Source organism: Meiothermus taiwanensis WR-220 (assembly GCF_003568585.1).
GTDB lineage: Bacteria > Deinococcota > Deinococci > Deinococcales > Thermaceae > Meiothermus > Meiothermus taiwanensis.
Window position 1 is genome coordinate 2,573,165 of record NZ_CP021130.1, and the last position, 20,205, is coordinate 2,593,369.

Here is a 20,205-nt window from a genome sequence, read left to right on the forward strand (position 1 = left end):
AGGTGGCGCTTTTGTGTGGCATTGCCGGTCTCGCCTTAAATAAGCCGGGCACCCTGAACTGGGCGGGCCGGGCGCTGGAGGGCCTGCGCCACCGCGGCCCGGACGACCGGGGGTGGCTGGTCTGGAGCCCCACCGGCGCGGCCCGCCGGGGCAAGGCCTGGGACGAGGCCCCCGGCTCGGTGCTGCTGGTGCACCGGCGGCTGTCCATCCTCGACCTGTCCGAGCTGGGCTGGCAGCCCATGTCGAGCCCGGACGGGCGCTACCACCTGGTGTTCAATGGAGAAATTTACAACTACCTCGAGCTGCGTCAGGAGCTAGAAGCCCTGGGCCACTGCTTCCGCTCCCACTCCGACACCGAGGTGCTGCTCATGGCCTGGGCGCACTGGGGTACGGCCTGCCTACAGCGCCTGGTGGGCATGTTCGCCTTTGCGGTGCTGGATACCGAGGAGCAAAGCCTGCACCTGGTGCGGGACTTTTTTGGCATCAAGCCGCTGTACTACTGCGCTTTTGCCGGGGGTGTGGGCTTTGCCTCGGAAATCCCGGTCTTGCTGGAGCTGCCGGGGGTGGGACGGCAGGTGCACCCCGAGGGCCTGTACCGCTATTTGCGCTTTGGCCTGACCGACGACGGGGCCCAGACGCTTTTCTCGGATATCCGGCAGCTTCCGGCGGCGCACTACCTGCGGTTGGATCTGAATAACTTGCAACTCACCGAACCCCAGCGCTACTGGCAGCCCCGCCTGCAAAACCCCCTCGAGCTCTCCTTCGAAGAGGCCGCCGAGGCCGTAAGGGCACAGTTTTTGCAGAATGTGCGGCTGCACCTGCGCTCGGATGTGCCGGTGGGCGCGGCGCTTTCGGGGGGCATCGACTCCTCGGCCATCGTGGCGGCCATGCGCCACCTCGAGCCGGGCCTCGAGCTGCACACCTTTACCTACGTGGCCGATAACGGCGTATCCGAGGAGCACTGGGCCGACCTGGTCGGCCAGGCGGCAGGGGTGCGGGCCCACAAGGTCAAGCCCAGCGCCCCTGAGCTGGTCGCCGATCTCGATGAGCTAGTACGGGTACAGGGCGAGCCCTTCGGCTCCACCAGCATCTACGCCCAGTACCGGGTGTTCCGCCTGGCCCAGGAGGCCGGTATCAAGGTGATGCTGGACGGCCAGGGGGCCGATGAGGTGCTGGCCGGCTATGCGGTGTACGGTGGGGCCCGCCTGGCCTCCTTGGTGCGGCAGGGGCGCTGGCTCGAGGCCCTGGCCTTCCTGCGGGCCAGCCGGCTCGAGCCCGCCCTTAAGGACACCTGGAAAAGCGCCCTTGGATTTCTGATACCCCCCCGCTGGCAGCCCCTGGGCCGACGCCTAATCGGACAGGATCTGGCCCCCGCCTGGCTCAACGCCGCCTGGTTTGCCGAGCGGGGCGTCCCTATGGCCTCCCCGCGCAGCCAGCACGGATCGGAGGTGCTGCGCGAGGAGCTGCTACAATCCCTCAGGGAAACCAGCCTGCCCAAGCTCCTGCGCTACGAAGACCGCAACTCCATGGCCCACTCCATCGAAAGCCGTGTGCCCTTCCTCACCCCCAAGCTCGTCGAGTTGCTACTCAACCTGCCCGAAGCCTACATCCTCTCGCCCCAGGGACAGACCAAGGCCGTATTCCGTCGGGCCATGCAGGGTCTGGTGCCCCAGGCCATCCTGGATCGCAAGGACAAGGTGGGGTTTGCCACGCCCGAGCAGCACTGGTTGCACCAACTGGCCCCCTGGGTTCATCAGCTGCTGGACTCCGAAACCCTGGGCCGGATACACCCCATCCAGCAGACGGCTGTAAAAGAGGAATTCGCGGCCATTCTGGCCGGACGCAAGCCCTTCGACTCCAGAGTCTGGCGCTGGATTAATCTGATCGCCTGGGCCCGGGCTTTCCATGTGCAGTTCGACTGAGCAGCCCAGGTAACCCATGCGCCCCCCAGGTAATACCATGCCACAGCCCCTGCCCAAGATCGTTCACCTCACCTCGGCCCACCCCCCCTTCGATGTCCGTATTTTTCATCGAGAGTGCGTGAGTCTGGCCCAGGCGGGCTATCCGGTCGTGCTGGTCGCACCCCACGAGCGAGACGAGGTGCGCCAGGGGGTGCAGGTACGCTCGGTTACAAAGACCAAAGGCCGCCTGGGCCGGATGCTGGGCACAGCCTGGGCCGTATATAAGCAGGCCTTGGCCGAGCGGGGGGACATCTATCATTTCCACGACCCCGAGCTGATTCCTGTAGGAATGCTGCTGCGCCTGCAGGGCAAAAAAGTGGTCTACGATGTCCACGAGGACGTACCCACCGACATTCTGAGTAAGAACTGGATTCCCAAGCCTCTGCGTGGCCTCGTTGCCAGCGGCATGCGGCTGCTGGAGCGCCTGGCCGGCCGTCTGCTGAGCGGAATTGTGACGGTTACCGAGCCCATTGCGGCCCGCTTTCCGGCCCACAAAACCATCCTGCTGCAAAACTTCCCACACCCCCAAGAAATTGCCGCCCTGGACAGCCCATCCTACCAGAACCGGCCCGCCCGGGTGCTGTACGCCGGGAGCATTACCGCGGTGCGCGGGCTGTTCGAGATGCTGGGGGCCATGCAGCACCTGCAAAACCCGGAGGTTCGCCTGACCCTGATTGGGGCTTTTGCCCCGCCAGGCCTGCAGGCCGAGGCCGAGCAGCACCCCGGCTACCGCTACACCGAGTATCTGGGCTACAAAAACCGCCCCGAGACCCTCGAGCTTTTAGCCAGCAGCCGCATTGGTCTGGCCGTGCTGCATCCCATCCCCAGCTTTCTGGTCTCGCAACCGACCAAACTCTACGAGTACATGATGGCCGGGATTCCCTTTGTGGCCTCGGATTTCCCGCTCTGGCGGCGCTCCATCGGCGACGCCTCCTGTGGCCTTTTCGTCGATCCCAGCGATCCCAAAGCCATTGCCGAGGCCATCCGCTGGCTGCTCGAGCACCCCGCCGAGGCCGAGGCCATGGGGCGGCGCGGGCGGCAGCTGGTTCTCGAGCGGCTCAACTGGGGCGTGGAATTCGCCAGGCTTACAGCGCTGTACCAGCGCCTGTATAAAGCGGGTCACCTGGAGGCCTGAATGTGTGGTATTGCCGGAGCATTCTCAACCAGCCAGCCCATGCCGGAGCTGAGCAGGCTGGTCGGTACAGTTGTGAACAGCCAGCTTGCGCGGGGCCCCGACCACCAGGCCGTAGTAGAGCTGCCCCAGCCCACCGGCCAGCTGGTGCTGGGCCACAACCGCCTGAGCATTATCGATCTATCGGAGCACTCCAACCAGCCCCTGTGGGATCACAGCGGGCGCTACTGCATTGTGTTCAACGGGGAAATTTACAACTACCTCGAGCTGCGCGCCGAGCTGCAGGCCCAGGGCCACCGCTTTCAAACCCAGGGCGACACCGAGGTGATCCTGGAAGCCTACAAGGCCTGGGGCCCGGCGGCCTGGGAGCGCTTTATCGGGATGTTCGCCTTTGCCCTGCTGGATACCCAGGCAGGGCAGCTCTGGCTGGTGCGCGACCGTTTTGGGGTTAAACCCCTGTTTTATCTGATGCGCGATGGCGTGCTGGCTTTTGCTTCTTCAAGCGAGGCCTTAGCCCGGCACTTCGGCCTCTCTCCCAACCTGGAATACGTCAGCAGGGGGCTTTTTTACTACGTCTACGAGGACGATAGCGATATAACGCCCTATGAGGGCCTGCACGCCCTGCCCGCCGGGCACCACGCCTGCGTAAGGCTCAACCGGCCCAGCCTTGAACCCCGGCCCTACTACGACCTGAAAAGCCGGGTCGAGCAGAAAATCCAAGCGCTTAGGGGCTTGCAGGAAAAAGACTTGCTGGAGGAGCTCGAGGCCACCTTACATAGCGCCGTTCAACTGCGGCTGCGCTCCGATGTGCCGCTGGCCATCTCGCTTTCGGGCGGGCTGGACTCCTCCCTGGTAGCAGCTCTGGCCGCACAACAGCACGAGCGGGTGGTGGGCTTCTGCTACGGCCACCCCCAGGCCCCCCGTTCGGAGGGCCCCCTGGCCCAGGAACTGGCCCAGAAAGCTGGCATTGATGTGCATTTTGTCTGGCCCGAACTCTCTAAAGAGCGCCTCGTCCAGGCCTTCGAAAAAACCCTGGCGGCCCAGGAGGCCCCTTTCCCTACCCTTAGCATCCTGGCCCAGAACTTTGTCTACCAAGCAGCCCGCAGCGAAGGTTACAAGGTACTGCTGGGCGGGCAGGGGGGCGACGAGGGCTTTATGGGCTACCGTAAGTTTTTCCTGTTCCAGCTCCGTTACCTGCTCGCCCAGAAGCAGTACCTCGAGCTAGCGGGCTTTGCTGTGGGGCTGGCCCAGCTCCTGAGTGCAGAAATGTACAAGCTGGGCCTGTTCTGGCAAAACCGCCAGCGCTATTTGGGCGGGCCCGCTCAAGGAAGTTTGCGGCTGCCTTCGGTGCGGTTGGCGCTTGGCACAAACCATCGCCAGGCCCCCTGGCTCAGGCAGATGCTCGATGTCACCCGGTACAGCCTGCCCACCCTGCTGCGCTACGAGGATCGCAACTCCATGGGCCACAGCATCGAGAGCCGGCTGCCTTTCCTGGACTACCGGGTGCTCGAGCTGGGCCTGGCCCTGCCAGTACACCTCAAGCTGCGGCACGGCTACGGCAAGTGGGCCCTGCGCCAGGTGGCACGGGGCAAAATCCCCGAGTCAATACGCACCGCGCGCTACAAGCGGGGCTTCGACGTCACCCAAGGCTGGCTGGCGGCGGGCCTGGGAAGCCACCTGCAAGAGCAAATACAAGCTGCGAAACCTGTGCTGCGTGAGGTACTAGACCCCAGCCTGAACCTTGCCCAAACTTACTCTCCTGCCCAGATGCAGCGACACCCGCGCCGGCTGGCCGAGGCCATCAGTTTGGTCTGGCTGGCCAGAAAGCTTCAATAGCAGGTATCAAAGCCATGAGCGTAGATAAACGCCTTCACTACCTGGACTGGCTGCGCCTGCTGGCGGTGTTCCTGGGATTGGTGTTTCACGCCGGACGCCCGTTTGATGGCTGGCCATGGATCATCAAAGGCCCGGAAATCGGATGGCTCACCTACTTCAACGAAGCCCTCACCACGGTGCGCCTACCTCTGTTGTTTTTTGTATCTGGTGCCGCGACTGTGTTCGCACTACGCAAGGCTTCCGCCATCACCTATGCAACCGACCGCTTCAAACGGCTGATTATTCCTTTGGTCGTGGGGGTTCTGCTCATCGTGCCACCCCAGCAATACATCCGCCAGCTCTCCCTGGATGCCAGAAATCCTCAGCATTTCGAGGGTAGTTATGGGCAATTTCTAACCGGCCCCTGGTGGGGGGATGGCACCTTTCTATTTGCCCATTTGCGTACAGAACATCTGTGGTTTCTTTTGTATCTGTTCTACTTTTCGTTGCTGGCCCTGCCGGTGTTTTTATACCTGCGCAGTCCCCTGGGGCTGGGCTTTCTGGCCCGGCTTGAGATCTGGCTTCAAGCCGCTCCCTGGCGGATCTGGTTGCTGGTTATCACACCCGCGGCACTGGGGGCTTTGCTCCCTCTGGGATTGGGTTCCCATCCGGGTCTAGCCGAAGATCTGGCCAACCTTGGCTTCTACTTTGAGCTATTTGTTCTGGGCTTTGCGCTGTACTTACGGCCCGGCTTATTGCAGGTAGTTTTTGGGCAAAGCCGCCAGTTTTTGCTGGCAGGCCTGGGTCTTATTCTGCTAAAAGCTTATTTTTACTCTTCTGTCCTGCATCGCAACTTGTTTGTCTCTAGCGAGCTGCTTACCTACCATGAGCTTTACTGGTTGCTAAGAGATCTGGCCGCTCTGAGCCTTATATTTGCCATTCTGACCTACGCTCGCCGCTTTCTCGACAAGCCTTCGGGATTCCTAGACAGGGCCCGCCACTGGGTGTATCCGTTTTATATCTGGCACCAGACTGTGATCGTGGTGATGGGGTATTTCGTGCTTAAACTAAGCCTGCCTGTAAGCTGGTTGTATGTGCTGCTGCTGATGGGCTCGCTGGTGGTTACCGTGTTGTTGAGCGAGTTGGTGCAACACAGCACCATCAGCCGTTTCTTGTTTGGCGTTCATCGTAAGGCTCAGGCTGAAACCCAGCCAGCTACTACCCGCACCTCCCGGACTTCAGAACCCAATTAGAGAACCGCTATCGATGACGCAGGATATAGCGCAGGGCGGCCTCGAGCTGCTCGTCGGGGTTTTCTTCTACCAGATCGGGTTCCACTCCGCGCCCCTCCCAGGTGGGGCCGGAGAATGGGGCCAGCACGCCGCCCGCCACCAGGGCCACCCCGCCATCGGGGAAGCAGTAGGGGGTAAGGGCCTCGGTGTTGCCCGCGCTGCGGGTGCCGATCAGGTAGGCCCGTCCTGCATTTTTTAGGGCCCCGGCCAGGCCTTCGGCGGCGGAGTGCACGTTTCCATCAATCAGCACCACCAGGGGTTTTTGCGTCTGCGGGCGGCCCAAGAAGGGGGTGGTGGGCAGTGGAACGCCCCCCAGACCCCGGCTCACAATGCGCCAGGGCACCCCCCGCATAAAGATGCCGGCCACCTCGGCCATGCGCAGGGCCAGCCCGCCGGGGTTGCCCCGCAGATCCAGCACATAGCCCCGGGCCCTGGCCTCGTACTGGCGGATGGCGTTTTGTAGTACGCTCGAGCTCGTCGCATCAATCAGGTTGCTCAGCCGCACCACGACCACCCCATTGATGAAGCGCACCTGGGGGGCCTCGGGAGGGGTTCGAGAGGGTTGAGAAGGGGGTGGGGCCGGGGGCGCTGGCTGGGCTGGCCTGGGGCTGGGCGGGGCGACGCTGGGAAGTAGATCTTGATCTTTGAAAGGCAGGGGCAGGCACTGCGCACCGCCCAACAGATGCCGGGCCTCGGCAGGGCTCAGCACCCTCGAGTGGTCGTCGCGCAGTTCGCCGTACATCTCATCGAGCAGGCGGTATAGCCCCTCCCAGTCCCGTACCTCACCCAGGCGCTGCCGGTAAGCGTGGCCTATAGCCTCCCAGTCCAGCCCTTTGAAGCTGGTGTCGTAGTAACGCTCCTTAACCAGCCGCCAGGCCTGCTCGAGGCGCAGGGCAAAGGCCTGGGCATCTGAATTCTGGGCCAAAGCCAGGCCGCCTAGTAGCAGCAAAACCATCACCCGCCAGCGCATAGCTGCATGATACGCCAAGGGCCAAGGGTACACTGTGGCGGCCGGGCTGCTGGTTATTCCCTGTCCTCTTTATCGTGGCCTTCCTCGAGCCGGGCAAAGGCCTCCAAGCCCGCCCGGATCTTTTCTTGCAGACCCCGGAAGCCCTCCATGCGGGCACCGGCCAGAATCTCGAGGGCCTGTTCGGCCGTCTCAACCGCGTAGATGTGGAACTGCCCAGCCCGAACGGCCTCGAGCACCTCGGCCCGCAGGGTCAGGTTGGCCAGATTGGCCTCGGGCAGAATCACCCCCTGGGTTCCGCTCAGCCCCAGCGCCTTGCAGACCCGGAAGAACCCCTCCACCTTGGCATTGATGGCCCCCACCGCCAGCACCTTGCCGGTCTGGTCTACCGCACCTGTCACGGCCAGATCCTGGCGCAGGGGAAGGTTGCCAATGGCCGATAGCGCCGCCACCAGCTCGGCCAGCCCAGCCGAGTCGCCCTCGATGGAGACGTAGTTTTGCTCGAAAGCCAGGCTGATCGTTACCGGTAGGGAGCCATGCTCGATGTAGCGGCTGCGTAGGTAGCCGGCCAGGGTGAGCACCGCCTTGTGGAAAATCTGCCCGCCCAGGCCGGCCTCGCGGTCTATGGAAATCAGGTGATCGCGGCCGGGGGCGGCTCGAGCGGTCAGGCGGGCCGGGCGGCCCCAGTAGGGTGCGGCCTCGACCACCACCAGGCTGTTCACCTCACCCACCGCCCTGCCGGTAGTACGCAGGCGGATGACCCCCTCCTGCACCGCCCGCAAAAACTCCTCCTCGGAGAGAAAGCTCCGGTGCTCGCGGGCGGCAATGGCCTGCTCCACGGACTCGGCGGTGAGGAGACCTCCACCCAGAACAGCGGCCTCTTCGGCCAGGGCCCGAATCTCCACCAGGCGGGCATCCATGCGGTCGCGCTGCTCGGCCATCCTCCGGGCCTCGTCGTAAAGCCGGGTGAGGCCGCCCTGGGTAAGCTGGAAGCCCTGGGCCAGGAGCCACCCCCCCAGGGCCGTGCAGTTTTCGGGGCTGGCGGGCAGGGTGGGTGAGAACTCGGCCCGGATGCGAAACAGCTCGCTGAAGGCCGGATCTTCCTCCAGCCCCTCGAAGGCCTCGGGGGTGCCGACCAGGATCACCTGCATCTGGATGGGGAAGGGTTCGACCTCGAGGCCGGCCGGGGCCTGGGGCTCGGTCACCGGCTCAACCTGGCCGTTGCGCAGGGCCCGCTTGAAGGCCTCCCAGGTGCCCTCGCGCTTGAGGCTCAGGGCATCCAGGATCAGATACCCCCCCTGGGCACGGTGCACCGCGCCGGGGCGGATCAGGCTGACGTTGGTGCTCCACACCCCCCGATCCACCAGGTAGTCCAGCCGCCCAAAGAGCCGGGGGGCGGTGGCGTAGGGCTCGTAGACGATGGGGGGTGGGGTGCCGCTACTGGAGGAGGTGAGCAGGTTGGGCCGCCACTGGGCCGGGTCGAGGGGCTCGCCGGTCTCGGCGTAGCGGGCCAGGCGGGCCCGCAGGGCCTCGAGGTAGGCCCTGGCCTGGGGGAAGCGCTGAAACAAGGGCTCAAAGCGGTTGTTCAGGTAGTGCAGGGCCCAGTCGCGGCGCAGCCGGCGGAGGGCGACCTCGAGCTCGGCGGAAGCGGCCAGGCTGCCCAGGGTGACCTCCTCCAGCCGGGCACTGAGTTCGGCGGGCACCGGGCCGGGGCCGGTGAGCTCCAGCCGCTCGCCGTTGGTAGACAGGGCAAACCCCGCCTCCTGGGCTTCGCGCCGGAGCGCTTCGAGCTGTTGTTCGCGGGCCTCCTTGAAGCGGGCCTCGAGCTGGGTTTTTTCCCGCAGAAAAGAGCCCTGGCGGAACAGCTCGTCCAGCCGGTTGACCTCCAGCAGAAGGCCCTCCACCGCCTCGGCCAGGTGAATTTCCTGCCCGCTGGGCAGGGTCAGCACCGCTACCTTCCGCTCCGAGAGGGGTACGTACAGCAGGTCGGGCGGGGTTTCCACGCTCTGGGTGCTGAGGTAAGCCAGCAGGGCCTCGTGCTTACCCAGGCTGGGCGGCCCCACCAGGTAGGCGTGAAAACCTCCCCGAATCGCCAGCTCCAGCGCCTCGCGGGCCCGCTCCTGACCAAAAAAAGGCGGGGGCGGCGGCAGGGAGACCGGTTCGGTGGAATTTTCAATGGGTGTGCGCCATTCGAGCGCCTCGTAGGAAAGCCTCATGCTGGAAAAGTATACCCACAGCCCGCTCACCAAGAACCTGAGCCAGGGCGGATACCCACCCCAGGCTTTTAGCGCAACCGCAGGCCTGTTATGCTGTTGGCAAAGGAGGCAACTTCGTCATGTCTATGCGAGTTTTGGGGATGATTCTCGCGGGGGGTCAGGGTTCAAGGCTGTTCCCGCTCACGGCCAAGCGCGCCAAGCCCTCGGTGCCCTTCGGAGCCCGCTACCGCATCATCGACTTTGTGCTCAACAACTTCCTGAACTCGGGAATCTATGGGATTTATGTACTAACCCAGTTCAAAGCCCAGTCCCTTACCGAGCACGTGCAGCGGCACTGGCGGTTTGGCGGCTTCCTGGAGGATGCTTTCATTCTGTTGGTGCCGGCCCAGATGTACCGCTACGAGGAGCTGGGGCCGGTCTGGTACCGTGGCACCGCCGATGCCATCTACCAGAACCTGCACCTCATCCACAACCACAAACCCGAGCACGTGGCCATTTTCGGGGGCGACCACATCTTCAAGATGAACATCGCCCACATGCTGGACTACCACGAGGACCACAGGGCCGACCTCACCATCGCGGCCTACCCCGTGCCCATCGAGCAGGCCAGCCGTTTCGGGGTGCTGCAAGTAGACGACCAGTGGCGCCTGGTGGGTTTTCAGGAAAAACCCAAGAACCCCACCCCCATCCCCGGCAAGCCCGAGCTGGCCCTGGTTTCGATGGGCAACTACATCTTCCGTACCGAGGCCCTGGTAGAGAAGCTCGAGCACGACGCCAAAGACCCCAACTCCTCGCACGACTTCGGCAAGGACGTGATCCCCCGCGCCCTGAGCGAGGGTTACCGCATCCAGGTCTACGATTTCAAACGCAACCCCATCCCCGGCCAGAGCGGCCCCAACACCTACTGGCGCGACGTGGGCACCATTGACGCCTACTTTGAGGCCAGCATGGATCTGATCCAGGTCACCCCGGAGTTCGACCTGTACAACCCCGAATGGCCCCTGCGGGCGGCCAACTTCAACTCGCCCCCCGCCAAGTTTGTGCACGAGGCCGGGGCCCGCACCGGCCAGGCTTTCAACAGCCTGATTGCCGGGGGCTGCATCATCTCCGGCGGCACCATCCGCGAATCGGTGATCTTCCGCCGAACCCGCATCAACTCCTACGCCCTGGTTGAGCGCAGCGTGCTCTTCGACGAGGTGGAGGTGGGCCGCTACGCCAAGCTGCGCAACACCATCGTGGACAAAAATGTGGTCATCCCACCCCACACCGAGATCGGCTACGACCTCGAGGCCGACCGGGCCCGGGGGTTTACCGTTACGCCGGAAGGGATTGTGGTGGTGCCCAAGAGCTACAGATTCTAGCCCGAGGTGGGTAGCCTGTAGCCTCAAGAGGTCTAGGGTAGACTATGGGCCATCGGCATGTATGGACAAGCACCCCGGCAAGGTTTTTTACCGCCTGACGCGCATCTTCCCCGGTGACGAGCTACCGGGCGGGCGGGCCCCGGCAGCCAAGGTCTATGCCAACCCGCTGGAGTCGGTCGAGCTTGCAGAGCCAGCCCGCGATGGGGGCCCGGCGGTCTGGCGGGTGCTCTCGCGGGTGGCCCCCACCACCCCCAAGGTGGGCTCCTCCATCACCCAGGCCGAGCTTTCGCAGGTGCTGGCCCCCCTGGCGGTGCGCCGGGGGGGTCGGGGGTATCCCTCGGCGGGGGGTGCGTATCCGCTCGAGGTCTACCTGGCCGTGCAGCACCTGCAGGACACCTTCCAGGGCATCTACCACTACGCGGCCAAGCAGCACCAGCTAGAACAGCTTTCCAGCCGCTTCGACCCCAAAAGCTGGCGGGCCGCCCTGATGGATCTGGAAGCGGTGGAAGCCTCGGCGGCGCTGGTGGTATTCAGCGCCGTACCGGAGCGCTCCGAGGCGGTCTTTGGGCTGCGCGGCTTCCGCTATGCGCTTCTGGAGGTGGGCTATGCGGTGGGCGAGGTAATGGTGGCTGCCACCGCCCTGGGGCTGCAGGCCTACCCCGCCGCCACCTTTTACGACGAGGAGGTGCGCAAGCTCCTCTCCCTACCCGAGGCCGAACACCCGGTGGTGGTGCTGCTGCTGGGGCGGTAGTCCGCAAGGCCTACCGTACTTGCTGCGTGCTAAACTTAGATCAAGATGCTGGCCTTACCGCGTGGTCTGGAAAAGAAAATCGCCGATCTGAAAAAGATAAAGGGTAAAGGATGGGATCGGGAGCTGGAAAAAGCCATTGATATTATGCTGGCTGAAAGCCTGCTCCTGCGCGCCAACCCTCATCAAGAGCGAAGCGAAGAACAGGCAATAGAAGAGGCCAGCAAAGCTGTAAAGGCGTACCGGGCAAGCCGAAAAAAAGGTAAGTCTGTGTGAAATTGGTGCTCGATACCAGCTTTTATATAGCTGCCCTTCTCAACCCCGGTGGCCCCACCGCCCACACCCTGGTGAAACTGCTCAAAGGCAAGCACCAGGTCTTTTATTCCGAAGCGCTGATCAAAGAGATCAAAGAAGTTGCCAACCGCAAAAAAGTGGAGCCCCGATATATTGCAGCGGTTGTCCTGCTTTTGCGCGCCCGCGGGATCAAGGTTGTTCCTGGAAGAATCCGAGACGATTCTCCCGACCCTAAAGACGATTTCCTGATTGCGCTGGTACGAAAGTGCAAGCCGGATTACGTCATCTCCGGCAACCCTGAAGACCTCCAAGCCGTCCAAAAAGAGGGGGCCGTTCTTCTAAGCATTCGAGAAGGCATCAAGCACTTCGGGTGAGCGAAGCAATAGCGGTATGCTTGGCTGAAGATGAAGGTTCCAGAAGCGGTTTTTGTCTACGGTACCCTCCAGCAGGGCGAGCGCAACTTCCAGGTCTCGAAAGAGGCCGGCTGGCTGCGCTCGGCCGAGGCCTATATAGAAGGTTTCCAGCTCTTCCACATCCCCAAAGGCAAGGGCCGCCCCTACGCCTATCCAGGGGTGGTGCCGGGGGAGGGGCGGGTCTGGGGCGAGGTGCAGTGGTTTGCCGACCTGGAGTATGCCCTCCTGCTGCTGGATCGGCTCGAGGATGAAGGCCGCGAGTACCGGCGCATCCCCACCACGGCCTACCTGAGCCAGCAAGCCCTGCAACCCTGCGCAGTCTGGGTGTATACCTATCCCAGCCTGCAGGCCATGCAAAGCGTCGCGGGCCTCTGGCTGCCGGAGGGGGTCTGGCGTGAAGAAACCCGGTCAGAGGGGTAAACTGCCTATACGCCTATGAAAGTTGCCTTTGTCGCCTCCGAAGCCTTCCCCTTTGCCAAGGTGGGGGGCCTGGCCGATGTGATCGGGAGCCTGCCCCAGGCCCTGAAGAAGCAGGGCCTCGAGCCCACCATCTTTATCCCCTGGTACTGGGGTATCCAGGGCTACTACGTGGGCGAGGCCTGGTTCAGCTTCGAAGGCCAGCGCGAGAAGATTGGGATCGGCCACGCCGAGCACGGCGGGGTGCGCTACGTGCTGGTGGGGCTGGGGGATTTCGCCCGCGACAAGCCCTACGGCTACCCCGACGACTTCCGCCGCTTCGTGCGCTTCGCCCTGGCCGCTGCCGAGCTGCTGGGCGATTTTGATATCGTACACGCCCACGACTGGCAGGCCGCCCTGCTGCCGCTGCTGCGCAACCTGGGCTGGTTCCGGGCCCGCACGGTCTACACCATCCACAACCTGGCCTACCAGGGGGTCTGGAACCCCGAGGACTTCTACGCCTGGACGCGCCTGCCGGGTGAGACCTACTACGGGGCGGGCCTCGAGCACCACGGCTCGGTCAACCTGATGAAGGCCGGCATCGTGAACGCCGACGCGGTGACCACCGTCTCGCCGCGCTATGCCTGGGAGATCACCACCCCCGAAGGGGGCGAGGGGCTCGACGGGGTTCTGCGGGCCCAGCAGTGGAAGCTGCGGGGCATCCTGAACGGCCTCGACACCGAGTACTGGAACCCCGCCACCGACCCTTACCTGGCGCACCCCTACGACGCCAGTGACCTCTCGGGCAAGGCCCGCAACCGGGCTTTGTTGCTATCGGAGCTGGGCCTGGAAGACCGGCCCACCCTGGGGGTGGTCTCGCGTTTTGCCCATCAGAAAGGGATGGATTTGATTGCCGATGCAGTGGACGGCCTGATGGGCCTGGGGGTGAATCTGGTGGTGCTGGGCAGTGGCGACCCCAACCTCGAGCGCACCTTCGCCTGGATGGCCGCGCACCTCAAAGGCCGCCTGGCCTACACGCAGGGCTACAACGAACCCCTGGCCCACCGCATCTATGCCGGCTCCGACGGCTTTCTAATGCCCTCACGCTTCGAGCCTTGCGGCCTGGCCCAGCTCATCGCCATGCGCTACGGCACCCCGCCCATCGTGCGGGCGGTGGGCGGCCTCTTGGACACCGTAAAGCATGGGGAGACCGGCTTTATCTTCGAGACCGCGGACGTTGGGGGGATCCTCTGGGGGGTGCAGGCCTTTCTCCACCACCCCGACCGCAAAGCCGTAGCCCGGCGGGCCATGCAGCAGGACTTTTCCTGGGAGAAACCGGCCCAGGAATACCTGGCCCTCTACCGGCAGCTGCTAGGGATTTGATGACTGCTTGCTTTTCGTGTCGACTGGCCGAAACACTTCCATTGGAAGTGTCAGGCTTTTATCAACTGAGCCAGTGAAAGAGGGGCGTGGGATTGGTGGAGAAACTACCAGCACCAGCATGAACAACATCCGCTGATCATAGGTGGTGTTGTAGACCCACAGATCAAAAGTACCTGCTACCTGCATCAAGCATGGGATGGGGCTAGGTATGGGTTTATTCGGTTTTATGCCGAGCCTGTGGTCATTTCTCACAACGGAATCCAAAGGTATGTACTAGATTCGGTCAGTGGGCACTTAGGTTGCTTATGGTGTTTCGTTTGAACACTGCAAACACATAAAGCACGTGTGGCCCAAAGGAGGATTATGAGAAAATTGGTGAAAGCCACCGGCCTTTTAGTTCTCCTCAGCATGTTGGTATCTTGCTCGCCTGGGTCAAGTGATTTGAGTAATGATGTTCCTGGGGTGCCTACTGACTCCCTCACTGTTTTTAGCGCGAGTCAGGCCAGTGCCCACAAGTCAATACTGGTAAATTATGTTGACCAAATCGCGACAGGCATAGGAGGTGGCGTAGGCACTCTCAACGCCTTGGGATTTGCGGCCGCGTTGGTTGAGCGGGAGTACCCTCAGGTGGCTGGCTACCTGCGCCAACTGGGGGTAGAGGGAAGCCTTATCCACGTGCAAGGTACGCTAAATTGCCCGGGAGGTGGGAGCATTACATATCCGGATAATCCGGTTGATAGGGATCGGGATGGTATTCCCGCAAGCGCTGAGGCTTTCTACAACAACTGCAGAGACAGCAATGGTGCTGTTACCAATGGTTCGATAAAAATTCGGGATAAAAACGACGGCGATCCACGCAGCGGTTATACGGTTGTAATCAACCTGAGTGTGAGTGGCGGCGCCAGCCAAGGCAGGCTTGTCTTGGGTGTAGATTTTACCCCGGGCTCGGGCGGGGCCTACCAGGTTCGATACGGGTTCCTAATCGAGGAGGGTAGAGACAAAATTGCTTTTGGGCTCAACCTGAGTTACACACCCAGCTTGGATGGCAATAGCAACCCTTACGATGCAGGGGTCACCAACTTTAATGGCCGTTTTGCCTACAGGGTATCTGGTGAAAATTTTGTGCTTGATATGAATGGTGAGAACCTGCAACATAACAGGGCAAGCTGCATGTCCTCCTTCATTGCTGGCAAGGCCACCTTCCAGGACAGCGCCAGCAACAGGCTGGTAATTCAGTACAACGGCTGCAACAGCTATACGGTAACCTATAACGGCAACCCAATATAGTTGGTGCTGCGTGCACAACTACGCCGGGCTGTCTATTCTGGGCAGCCCGGCTGGACTTTTGCCGAGATTTCTTCCTGCAAAGTGAAGAGTGACCTTTAGATTTAGGCCTCAAGGGCCAGCCGCACCAGCCGGTCGAGCAGGTCTGGGTAGGCCAGGCCGGTGGCCTGCCAAAGCTTGGGGTACATGCTGGTGGGGGTGAAGCCGGGGATGGTGTTGAACTCGTTGAGATAAAGCCCCCCCTGGGGCGAGAGGAAAAAGTCTACCCTCGCCATCCCGCGCACCCCCAGGATCCGGTAGGCTTCGATAGCGGTGGCGCGGATTCGTTCCGAGAGTTCGGGGGGGATGGGCGCGGGCAGGTGAAGCTGGGCTTTGCCCGGGGTGTACTTGGTCTCGTAGTCGTAGAACTCGGCCTGGTAGGTGATCTCGCCCACCACGCTGGCCTCGGCGTGAATGTTGCCCAAAAGGGCCACCTCGAGCTCCCGCACCCCCTCAATGCCCTGCTCCACCAGCACCTTTGAATCCCAGGCAAAAGCTTCGGCCAGGGCACGGGTTGCGTCCTGCTCAGCCTTGACCTTGGAGATGCCCACCGAGGAGCCGGTGTTGGCCGGCTTCACAAAGTAGGGCGGGGAGAAGGGGATCTCTGGCAGCGTTTCGCCTTTGTACAGGGTCACCCAGGGTACCACCGGGATACCGGCCTGGCGCAGCACCCGCTTGCAGAGATCCTTGTCCATGCACAGCGCCGAGCTGGCCACCCCCGCGCCCACATAGGGCCGCCGCAGGAGCTGTAAAAACCCCTGGATCACCCCATCCTCGCCCAGGGGGCCGTGCAGCAGCGGAAAGACCACATCGTAGTCTTGCCAGGGAACGGGGGGCGGAAAGGGATGGGTGCCCTGCTCGGCTACACCGGCCTGCAGGGCTTCGTGCGCGTCCTCGCCCAGCAGCCACTTGCCATCTTTGGCGATCACGGCCAGCTCGGTGGGGTGGGGCATGGCCGCCAGCACCCCCCGCGCCGAGGAGAGCGAGACCTCGTGTTCGCCGGGGGGGCCGCCGGCCAGCAGCAAGACCTTCAACAGACCCCTCCCACCGGTTGAGCAGGCCACGGATTTGTAAGGAGTACAATGTGCAATTGGCTCATATAGATGATGATACTACTTCGCTGCCGCGGCCCATGACCCACTAGACTAGGGCTATGAGCTGGATTGTGGTTTTTCTGGCCCTCTTTGTACTCATCGCCCTGTTTGGCCTGGTCAACTACTGGGGTTACCGGCGGGTCGAGCAGGCCCAGCAGGCCTGGTTCCGCCAGATGCTGGGCGAGGGGGTGGACCTCGAGACTTTCCTCCAGTCGGCCCCTTACGAGTACAAACCCCTCAAGGGCAGCAAGGCCTATGGCATCGTGGACAAGCGCACCGGCGAGGAGGTCTACCGGGCCAGAACCCCCGAGGAGGCCGAGGCCTGGATTGTCACCAACACCCTGGCGGAACAGGGAAAGCTGCCAGAGGCCAACCCGGAAAACCCCGGCTAGAGGCTATCTGGCTGGCACTGCGGGCAGAAGTGGGTTCCACGGCCGCCCACCACAATCTTGGCAATCCGGCCCTTGCAGCCCCTGCGCTTGCAGGGCTGGCCGGTGCGGTCGTAGGCGTTGTGTTGGAACTGGAAGTAGCCAGGCTGGCCATTGGGCTGCCGGTAACTCTGGTCGGAAAGCGTGGAGCCACCGGCCTCCACCGCCCGCTCCATCACCTCCCGGATGGCCCTGTACAGCCTCCTGATCTCAGGCAAAGATAGCGTATGGGCGGGCCGTTCGGGGTGAATTTTGCTCAGCCACAGCGCCTCGTCGGCGTAGATATTGCCCAGCCCCGCCACCGCTTCTTGCGCGAGCAGCACCTCCTTGATCTTCCGGGGGGTGCTAAGTGCCTGCTGGAAGTGCGCGAGGGTGAAATGGTCCGAGAGCGGTTCGGGCCCCATGCGCTCCAGGAGGCCAATCTCACGGTAGTCGCCCGCCTTTACCACCCACCACTTCCCAAAGCGCCGGGGGTCGGTGTAGTAGAGGATCCGGTCGGGCAGGTGCAGGGTGACCCGGGTATGCCGGTGCGGCTCAAAGCGAAAGCCCCCGGTCATACCCAGGTGCACGATGAGCTCGAGGTTCTTATCCAGGTGAATAATCAGGTACTTGCCCCGGCGGGAAGTACCCAGCACCCTGCGCCCCTCGGCCCGCTCGGTGTTGCGGTAGCGGGCGGGGTCTTGGTGCCGGAGTTGTTGGATGCGCTGGCCCAGCAGGTAGGGCTCGAGGATGCGCCGGGTGGTCTCCACTTCAGGTAGTTCGGGCATGGCCGTCTTTGTTTATACCAGCCCTCGGCCAAAACAACCCTGCCGCGCGTAACGAAGGCCAGACAAACAGGTTAGCAAAGGCACAGTGCACAGCCCAGGTTCTCCCTAAACTACTCACTGGCTATGATTACGATGTACACAACCTCCTGGTGTCCCGACTGCCACGCCGCCAAACAAGCCCTAACCAACCTTGGCCTGCCCTTCCAGGAAATCAACATCGAGCATGATCCCACCGCGGCCGAGCTGGTCATGAAGATCAACAACGGCAAGCGCAGTGTACCCACCCTGGTGTACAAAGAGCACGCCACCTCGATGAGCCGCTTCTCCATTAGCAAGCTCAGGGCCTGGATAGAGCAGGTCGGCCTTCAGGCCAGCCTATAGTACCGGATTCAAAAAGATAATTTTCAAATCGCTTCGCTCGGCGAAGAAAGCACATCCCTGGTGCTTTTCCAGGGGCTTGCAGCTTGTGCGTTGGGGGCACCGACCCCCGTCTGGAGTTAGTTTTTCCTGGCGGCCTCTACCGCGCTTCGAAAAAATTCGAATACCTCCACTTTAGGAGCCGACTGCGCTAAAAGAGGCGGCGCCACACGGTAGGAGGTGACCTCGAGGTCTATCAGACCGCTCTCAGCGCTGCTGGTCAGGCGGATGCTGGCGCCAGCCGGCACCCGGAACCAGACGTCGAGCTCCTCCTGCAAAGGCAACAAAAGCGCATTGTCAGCCAGCGCACCGGCCTGGATGCCCGGGAGGAAGATGGCGCGGGCTTCGCGGGGCTCCTGAATTTCCAGCACGAGGGGGGCGGCGCGACCCGAGATGCCGACTCCCAGGGGGTTTTCTACATAGGCGTTGCCCTTGAGGTGCAGCAGCGAGGCTTCATCGTGCGCTGCCCAGATAATGCCCGAGGCAGTGCTCTGGGAGGGTGTGCGCATCCAGCGCACATGGCGTCCATCCACCTCAAAGCCCTGTCCAAAGCGGGCCTCCTCCAGCAGAACCAGTTCGCTGCCCTTGGCCACTTCGCTAAGGCTGGGCGCCATCGGAAGGGTTTCGTGCATGCCCAGCCAGGCCTTGAGGCCGTAGCGGGTCCAGCCCGGCAGGGTGTTGACAAAAGTGCCCCAGTCGGCGGTATCCCCGGCCATCAGGCGGTGGTAGGCCTCGGCCATGCGCTGCTCTTCCATCGCGCACTGCAGGGCGGCCTGGCGGTGGTACTGCTGGCGTCGACCGGGCTGCAATCCCAGGTACAAAACCCGGCGGCTGGCGTCATCGGAAAACTGCCACTGGCCGGCATAGATCAACCAGCCGCGGCGCTCGAGTTCGTCGAGGTAGGGCGTGGCCTCGAGGGCATCCAGCAACCCCTGGCTGTAGGGGCCGGGGTGCACCGACAGGCGCTCCAGGGCCAGCCGGGCCTCCAGCGACAACATCCGGGACTCGAGCTGAACCTGCGCCCGCACCCGCTGGGGCAAGGGCATCTCGCTGCCGTTGTGCGGCACAGCCAGCAGCTCCCGCAGGTGGCCGGGCGACCCCCCCGAGGCCAGAAACAGCCGTGCTGCCTGGGCAAAGGGCAGGTTGGCGAGCACGGAAGCGCGGGCCTCCGCCCAGGACAGGGGTGGCAGGGTGATGTAGCGGGTGCGCTCGGCGGGGTAATGGCTTCTCAGCTCCAGGATGAGCCTGGGATCCTCGCCGTAGGAGGAACGCTCCACCACCCAAAGCCCGTCCCGGTCGGTAAGTATGCGCTCTATCGAAACATCGGCGTAGGGGGGGCGCAGGTAGTGCAGGGCCTTGCCACCCCCTCGAGGGCCCTCCAGAAAGGGCATCCCCAGGGCTTTAGCCAGAGCTTGAGCAAAAGCCGTGCGCCCGGAACCGGGCCGTCCAGTTAGAATCAACACCGAGGGCAAAACGATCTGCGAGGCCACCTCCTGCACCAAACGCTCGCGCCCTACCATGCCGGAGCTATTGGCCATGAGCTGTGAGCGCTGGCCCTCGAGCCAGGCCCTGAACTCCACCGAGATTTCCTCCAGCCCTTCCATGGGCGCCCCCGGCGCCGGGGTACGATCCAGGGTAATAAAAGGTGGCAGTTGTAGGGGGTCTTCCCCGGCTTTGAACAAGGTATACCCCAGGGGGGCCAAAGCCTGGCCCAGGCGGTGCAGCTCAACCCGCAGGTTCTGTGAGGCCGCCGAGTGGCCCCAGAGCAGATCCGCCAGCACTTCGCGGCGGGTAGCCCCTTCCAGGGCAAGGTAGTACAGTATGGCCAGACCCTTGCGCTGAAGTTTCAACTCGCGCCCCTGGTACTCCAGCCGGGCCGGGCCCCATAGTTTAAGCTGAATGGGTCCTCCGGATTTACTCATGTACACGCTCCTTGCTCAATGTCCAGTGGGCCCAGGCGGCGTATGTGCGACCGTATACCTGTCCCGCACGAATCCCCGGTCGACTATTGCGCAGCGTTGAGAGGGCGTAAGGGCACACCACCAGGGCCAATTCAGCATGGGATCGCTTCGGCAAACCCCGCCGGAAAAAACCTCCGAGCGGTTGGCTCGAGCCAGCTTGCTTGTGTTTGCTACCTCCCCTTCTCAAGGCGTGAACTCCTTCGTTAAACCTCCCATGCAGGGTAACACGGTGAAAGC

General features: G+C 62.9%; 18 protein-coding genes. 13 read left to right on the top strand and 5 right to left on the bottom strand.

Annotation, left to right across the window (positions count from 1 at the left end; translation table 11 throughout):
- Positions 1-2 precede the first annotated feature (2 nt).
- Genes asnB (MTAI_RS12685) through MTAI_RS12700 form a run of 4 tightly spaced genes read left to right on the top strand, consistent with a single transcriptional unit; the run spans position 3 to position 6,161 of the window.
- Positions 3-1,922 carry an asparagine synthase (glutamine-hydrolyzing) gene (gene asnB, locus MTAI_RS12685; protein ID WP_245453119.1) on the top strand — a complete coding sequence of 640 codons (1,920 nt, stop codon included), beginning with the start codon at positions 3-5 and terminating at the stop codon, positions 1,920-1,922.
- 37 nt (positions 1,923-1,959) lie between these two features.
- Positions 1,960-3,096: a glycosyltransferase family 4 protein gene (locus MTAI_RS12690; protein WP_027887679.1), complete on the top strand. Its 1,137-nt coding sequence runs from the start codon at positions 1,960-1,962 to the stop codon at positions 3,094-3,096.
- Complete coding sequence (gene asnB, locus MTAI_RS12695) at positions 3,097-4,929, top strand: asparagine synthase (glutamine-hydrolyzing) (RefSeq protein WP_027887680.1); 1,833 nt, start codon at positions 3,097-3,099, stop codon at positions 4,927-4,929.
- 14 nt (positions 4,930-4,943) lie between these two features.
- Entirely contained in the window at positions 4,944-6,161 is a 1,218-nt protein-coding gene (locus MTAI_RS12700; RefSeq protein WP_036196952.1) for an acyltransferase family protein, read from the top strand.
- Between the two features lie 7 nt (positions 6,162-6,168).
- Here the strand turns inward: MTAI_RS12700 and MTAI_RS12705 are convergent, their stop codons facing one another.
- Positions 6,169-7,170, bottom strand: coding sequence for a S41 family peptidase (locus tag MTAI_RS12705; protein WP_027887682.1), 1,002 nt, complete (start codon positions 7,168-7,170; stop codon positions 6,169-6,171).
- Positions 7,171-7,223: 53 nt separating this feature from the next.
- Positions 7,224-9,383 (bottom strand): AAA family ATPase, encoded by a 2,160-nt coding sequence (locus MTAI_RS12710; protein WP_027887683.1) that lies wholly within the window; start codon positions 9,381-9,383, stop codon positions 7,224-7,226.
- Between the two features lie 119 nt (positions 9,384-9,502).
- Here MTAI_RS12710 and glgC point away from each other — a divergent pair, with 119 nt between their 5' ends.
- From glgC to MTAI_RS12745, 7 genes are all read left to right on the top strand, one after another.
- Positions 9,503-10,744 (top strand): glucose-1-phosphate adenylyltransferase, encoded by a 1,242-nt coding sequence (glgC, locus tag MTAI_RS12715; RefSeq protein ID WP_027887684.1) that lies wholly within the window; start codon positions 9,503-9,505, stop codon positions 10,742-10,744.
- A 61-nt stretch (positions 10,745-10,805) separates the two neighbouring features.
- Positions 10,806-11,495 (top strand): SagB/ThcOx family dehydrogenase, encoded by a 690-nt coding sequence (locus tag MTAI_RS12720; protein ID WP_027887685.1) that lies wholly within the window; start codon positions 10,806-10,808, stop codon positions 11,493-11,495.
- Positions 11,496-11,540: 45 nt separating this feature from the next.
- Positions 11,541-11,768, top strand: coding sequence for a hypothetical protein (locus tag MTAI_RS12725; RefSeq protein WP_027887686.1), 228 nt, complete (start codon positions 11,541-11,543; stop codon positions 11,766-11,768).
- Entirely contained in the window at positions 11,765-12,160 is a 396-nt protein-coding gene (locus MTAI_RS12730; RefSeq protein WP_027887687.1) for a putative toxin-antitoxin system toxin component, PIN family, read from the top strand. The genes MTAI_RS12725 and MTAI_RS12730 overlap by 4 nt, the downstream gene beginning before the upstream one ends.
- A 30-nt stretch (positions 12,161-12,190) precedes the next feature.
- Positions 12,191-12,619, top strand: a complete 429-nt coding sequence (locus tag MTAI_RS12735) for a gamma-glutamylcyclotransferase family protein (RefSeq protein ID WP_027887688.1) — start codon at positions 12,191-12,193, stop codon at positions 12,617-12,619.
- Positions 12,620-12,634: 15 nt separating this feature from the next.
- On the top strand, positions 12,635-13,978 hold the full coding sequence (locus tag MTAI_RS12740; protein WP_027887689.1) for a glycogen synthase: 1,344 nt from the start codon (positions 12,635-12,637) through the stop codon (positions 13,976-13,978).
- 363 nt (positions 13,979-14,341) lie between these two features.
- The gene (locus tag MTAI_RS12745; protein ID WP_131455679.1) at positions 14,342-15,265 is read left to right on the top strand and encodes a hypothetical protein; all 924 of its coding nucleotides are present in this window, start codon (positions 14,342-14,344) and stop codon (positions 15,263-15,265) included.
- A 101-nt stretch (positions 15,266-15,366) separates the two neighbouring features.
- Here MTAI_RS12745 and MTAI_RS12750 read toward each other — a convergent pair whose 3' ends face one another.
- Positions 15,367-16,335, bottom strand: coding sequence for a D-alanine--D-alanine ligase family protein (locus MTAI_RS12750; RefSeq protein WP_027887691.1), 969 nt, complete (start codon positions 16,333-16,335; stop codon positions 15,367-15,369).
- A 119-nt stretch (positions 16,336-16,454) separates the two neighbouring features.
- Between MTAI_RS12750 and MTAI_RS12755 the strand changes: the two genes are divergently transcribed.
- Positions 16,455-16,787 (top strand): hypothetical protein, encoded by a 333-nt coding sequence (locus MTAI_RS12755; RefSeq protein ID WP_027887692.1) that lies wholly within the window; start codon positions 16,455-16,457, stop codon positions 16,785-16,787.
- Here MTAI_RS12755 and MTAI_RS12760 read toward each other — a convergent pair.
- Entirely contained in the window at positions 16,784-17,590 is an 807-nt protein-coding gene (locus MTAI_RS12760; RefSeq protein WP_027887693.1) for a DNA-formamidopyrimidine glycosylase, read from the bottom strand. The two genes, MTAI_RS12755 and MTAI_RS12760, sit on opposite strands and share 4 nt — an antisense overlap.
- A 123-nt stretch (positions 17,591-17,713) precedes the next feature.
- On the opposite strand from MTAI_RS12760, the gene MTAI_RS12765 reads away from it, so the two are divergent.
- Entirely contained in the window at positions 17,714-17,971 is a 258-nt protein-coding gene (locus tag MTAI_RS12765; protein ID WP_027887694.1) for a glutaredoxin family protein, read from the top strand.
- Positions 17,972-18,087: 116 nt separating this feature from the next.
- Here MTAI_RS12765 and MTAI_RS12770 read toward each other — a convergent pair whose 3' ends face one another.
- Positions 18,088-19,929, bottom strand: coding sequence for a transcriptional regulator (locus MTAI_RS12770; protein WP_043982665.1), 1,842 nt, complete (start codon positions 19,927-19,929; stop codon positions 18,088-18,090).
- Between the last annotated feature and the right edge of the window lie 276 nt (positions 19,930-20,205).

Bases quoted from the DNA above. Each gene is read 5' to 3' on its own strand.
- MTAI_RS12690 (WP_027887679.1), top strand. From the start codon at position 1,960: ATGCCACAGCCCCTGCCCAAGATCGTTCACCTCACCTCGGCCCACCCC.
- asnB (WP_027887680.1), top strand. From the start codon at position 3,097: ATGTGTGGTATTGCCGGAGCATTCTCAACCAGCCAGCCCATGCCGGAG.
- MTAI_RS12700 (WP_036196952.1), top strand. From the start codon at position 4,944: ATGAGCGTAGATAAACGCCTTCACTACCTGGACTGGCTGCGCCTGCTG.
- MTAI_RS12705 (WP_027887682.1), bottom strand. From the start codon at position 7,170: ATGCGCTGGCGGGTGATGGTTTTGCTGCTACTAGGCGGCCTGGCTTTG.
- MTAI_RS12710 (WP_027887683.1), bottom strand. From the start codon at position 9,383: ATGAGGCTTTCCTACGAGGCGCTCGAATGGCGCACACCCATTGAAAAT.
- glgC (WP_027887684.1), top strand. From the start codon at position 9,503: ATGTCTATGCGAGTTTTGGGGATGATTCTCGCGGGGGGTCAGGGTTCA.
- MTAI_RS12720 (WP_027887685.1), top strand. From the start codon at position 10,806: ATGGACAAGCACCCCGGCAAGGTTTTTTACCGCCTGACGCGCATCTTC.
- MTAI_RS12725 (WP_027887686.1), top strand. From the start codon at position 11,541: ATGCTGGCCTTACCGCGTGGTCTGGAAAAGAAAATCGCCGATCTGAAA.
- MTAI_RS12735 (WP_027887688.1), top strand. From the start codon at position 12,191: ATGAAGGTTCCAGAAGCGGTTTTTGTCTACGGTACCCTCCAGCAGGGC.
- MTAI_RS12740 (WP_027887689.1), top strand. From the start codon at position 12,635: ATGAAAGTTGCCTTTGTCGCCTCCGAAGCCTTCCCCTTTGCCAAGGTG.
- MTAI_RS12745 (WP_131455679.1), top strand. From the start codon at position 14,342: ATGAGAAAATTGGTGAAAGCCACCGGCCTTTTAGTTCTCCTCAGCATG.
- MTAI_RS12755 (WP_027887692.1), top strand. From the start codon at position 16,455: ATGAGCTGGATTGTGGTTTTTCTGGCCCTCTTTGTACTCATCGCCCTG.
- MTAI_RS12760 (WP_027887693.1), bottom strand. From the start codon at position 17,590: ATGCCCGAACTACCTGAAGTGGAGACCACCCGGCGCATCCTCGAGCCC.
- MTAI_RS12765 (WP_027887694.1), top strand. From the start codon at position 17,714: ATGATTACGATGTACACAACCTCCTGGTGTCCCGACTGCCACGCCGCC.
- MTAI_RS12770 (WP_043982665.1), bottom strand. From the start codon at position 19,929: ATGAGTAAATCCGGAGGACCCATTCAGCTTAAACTATGGGGCCCGGCC.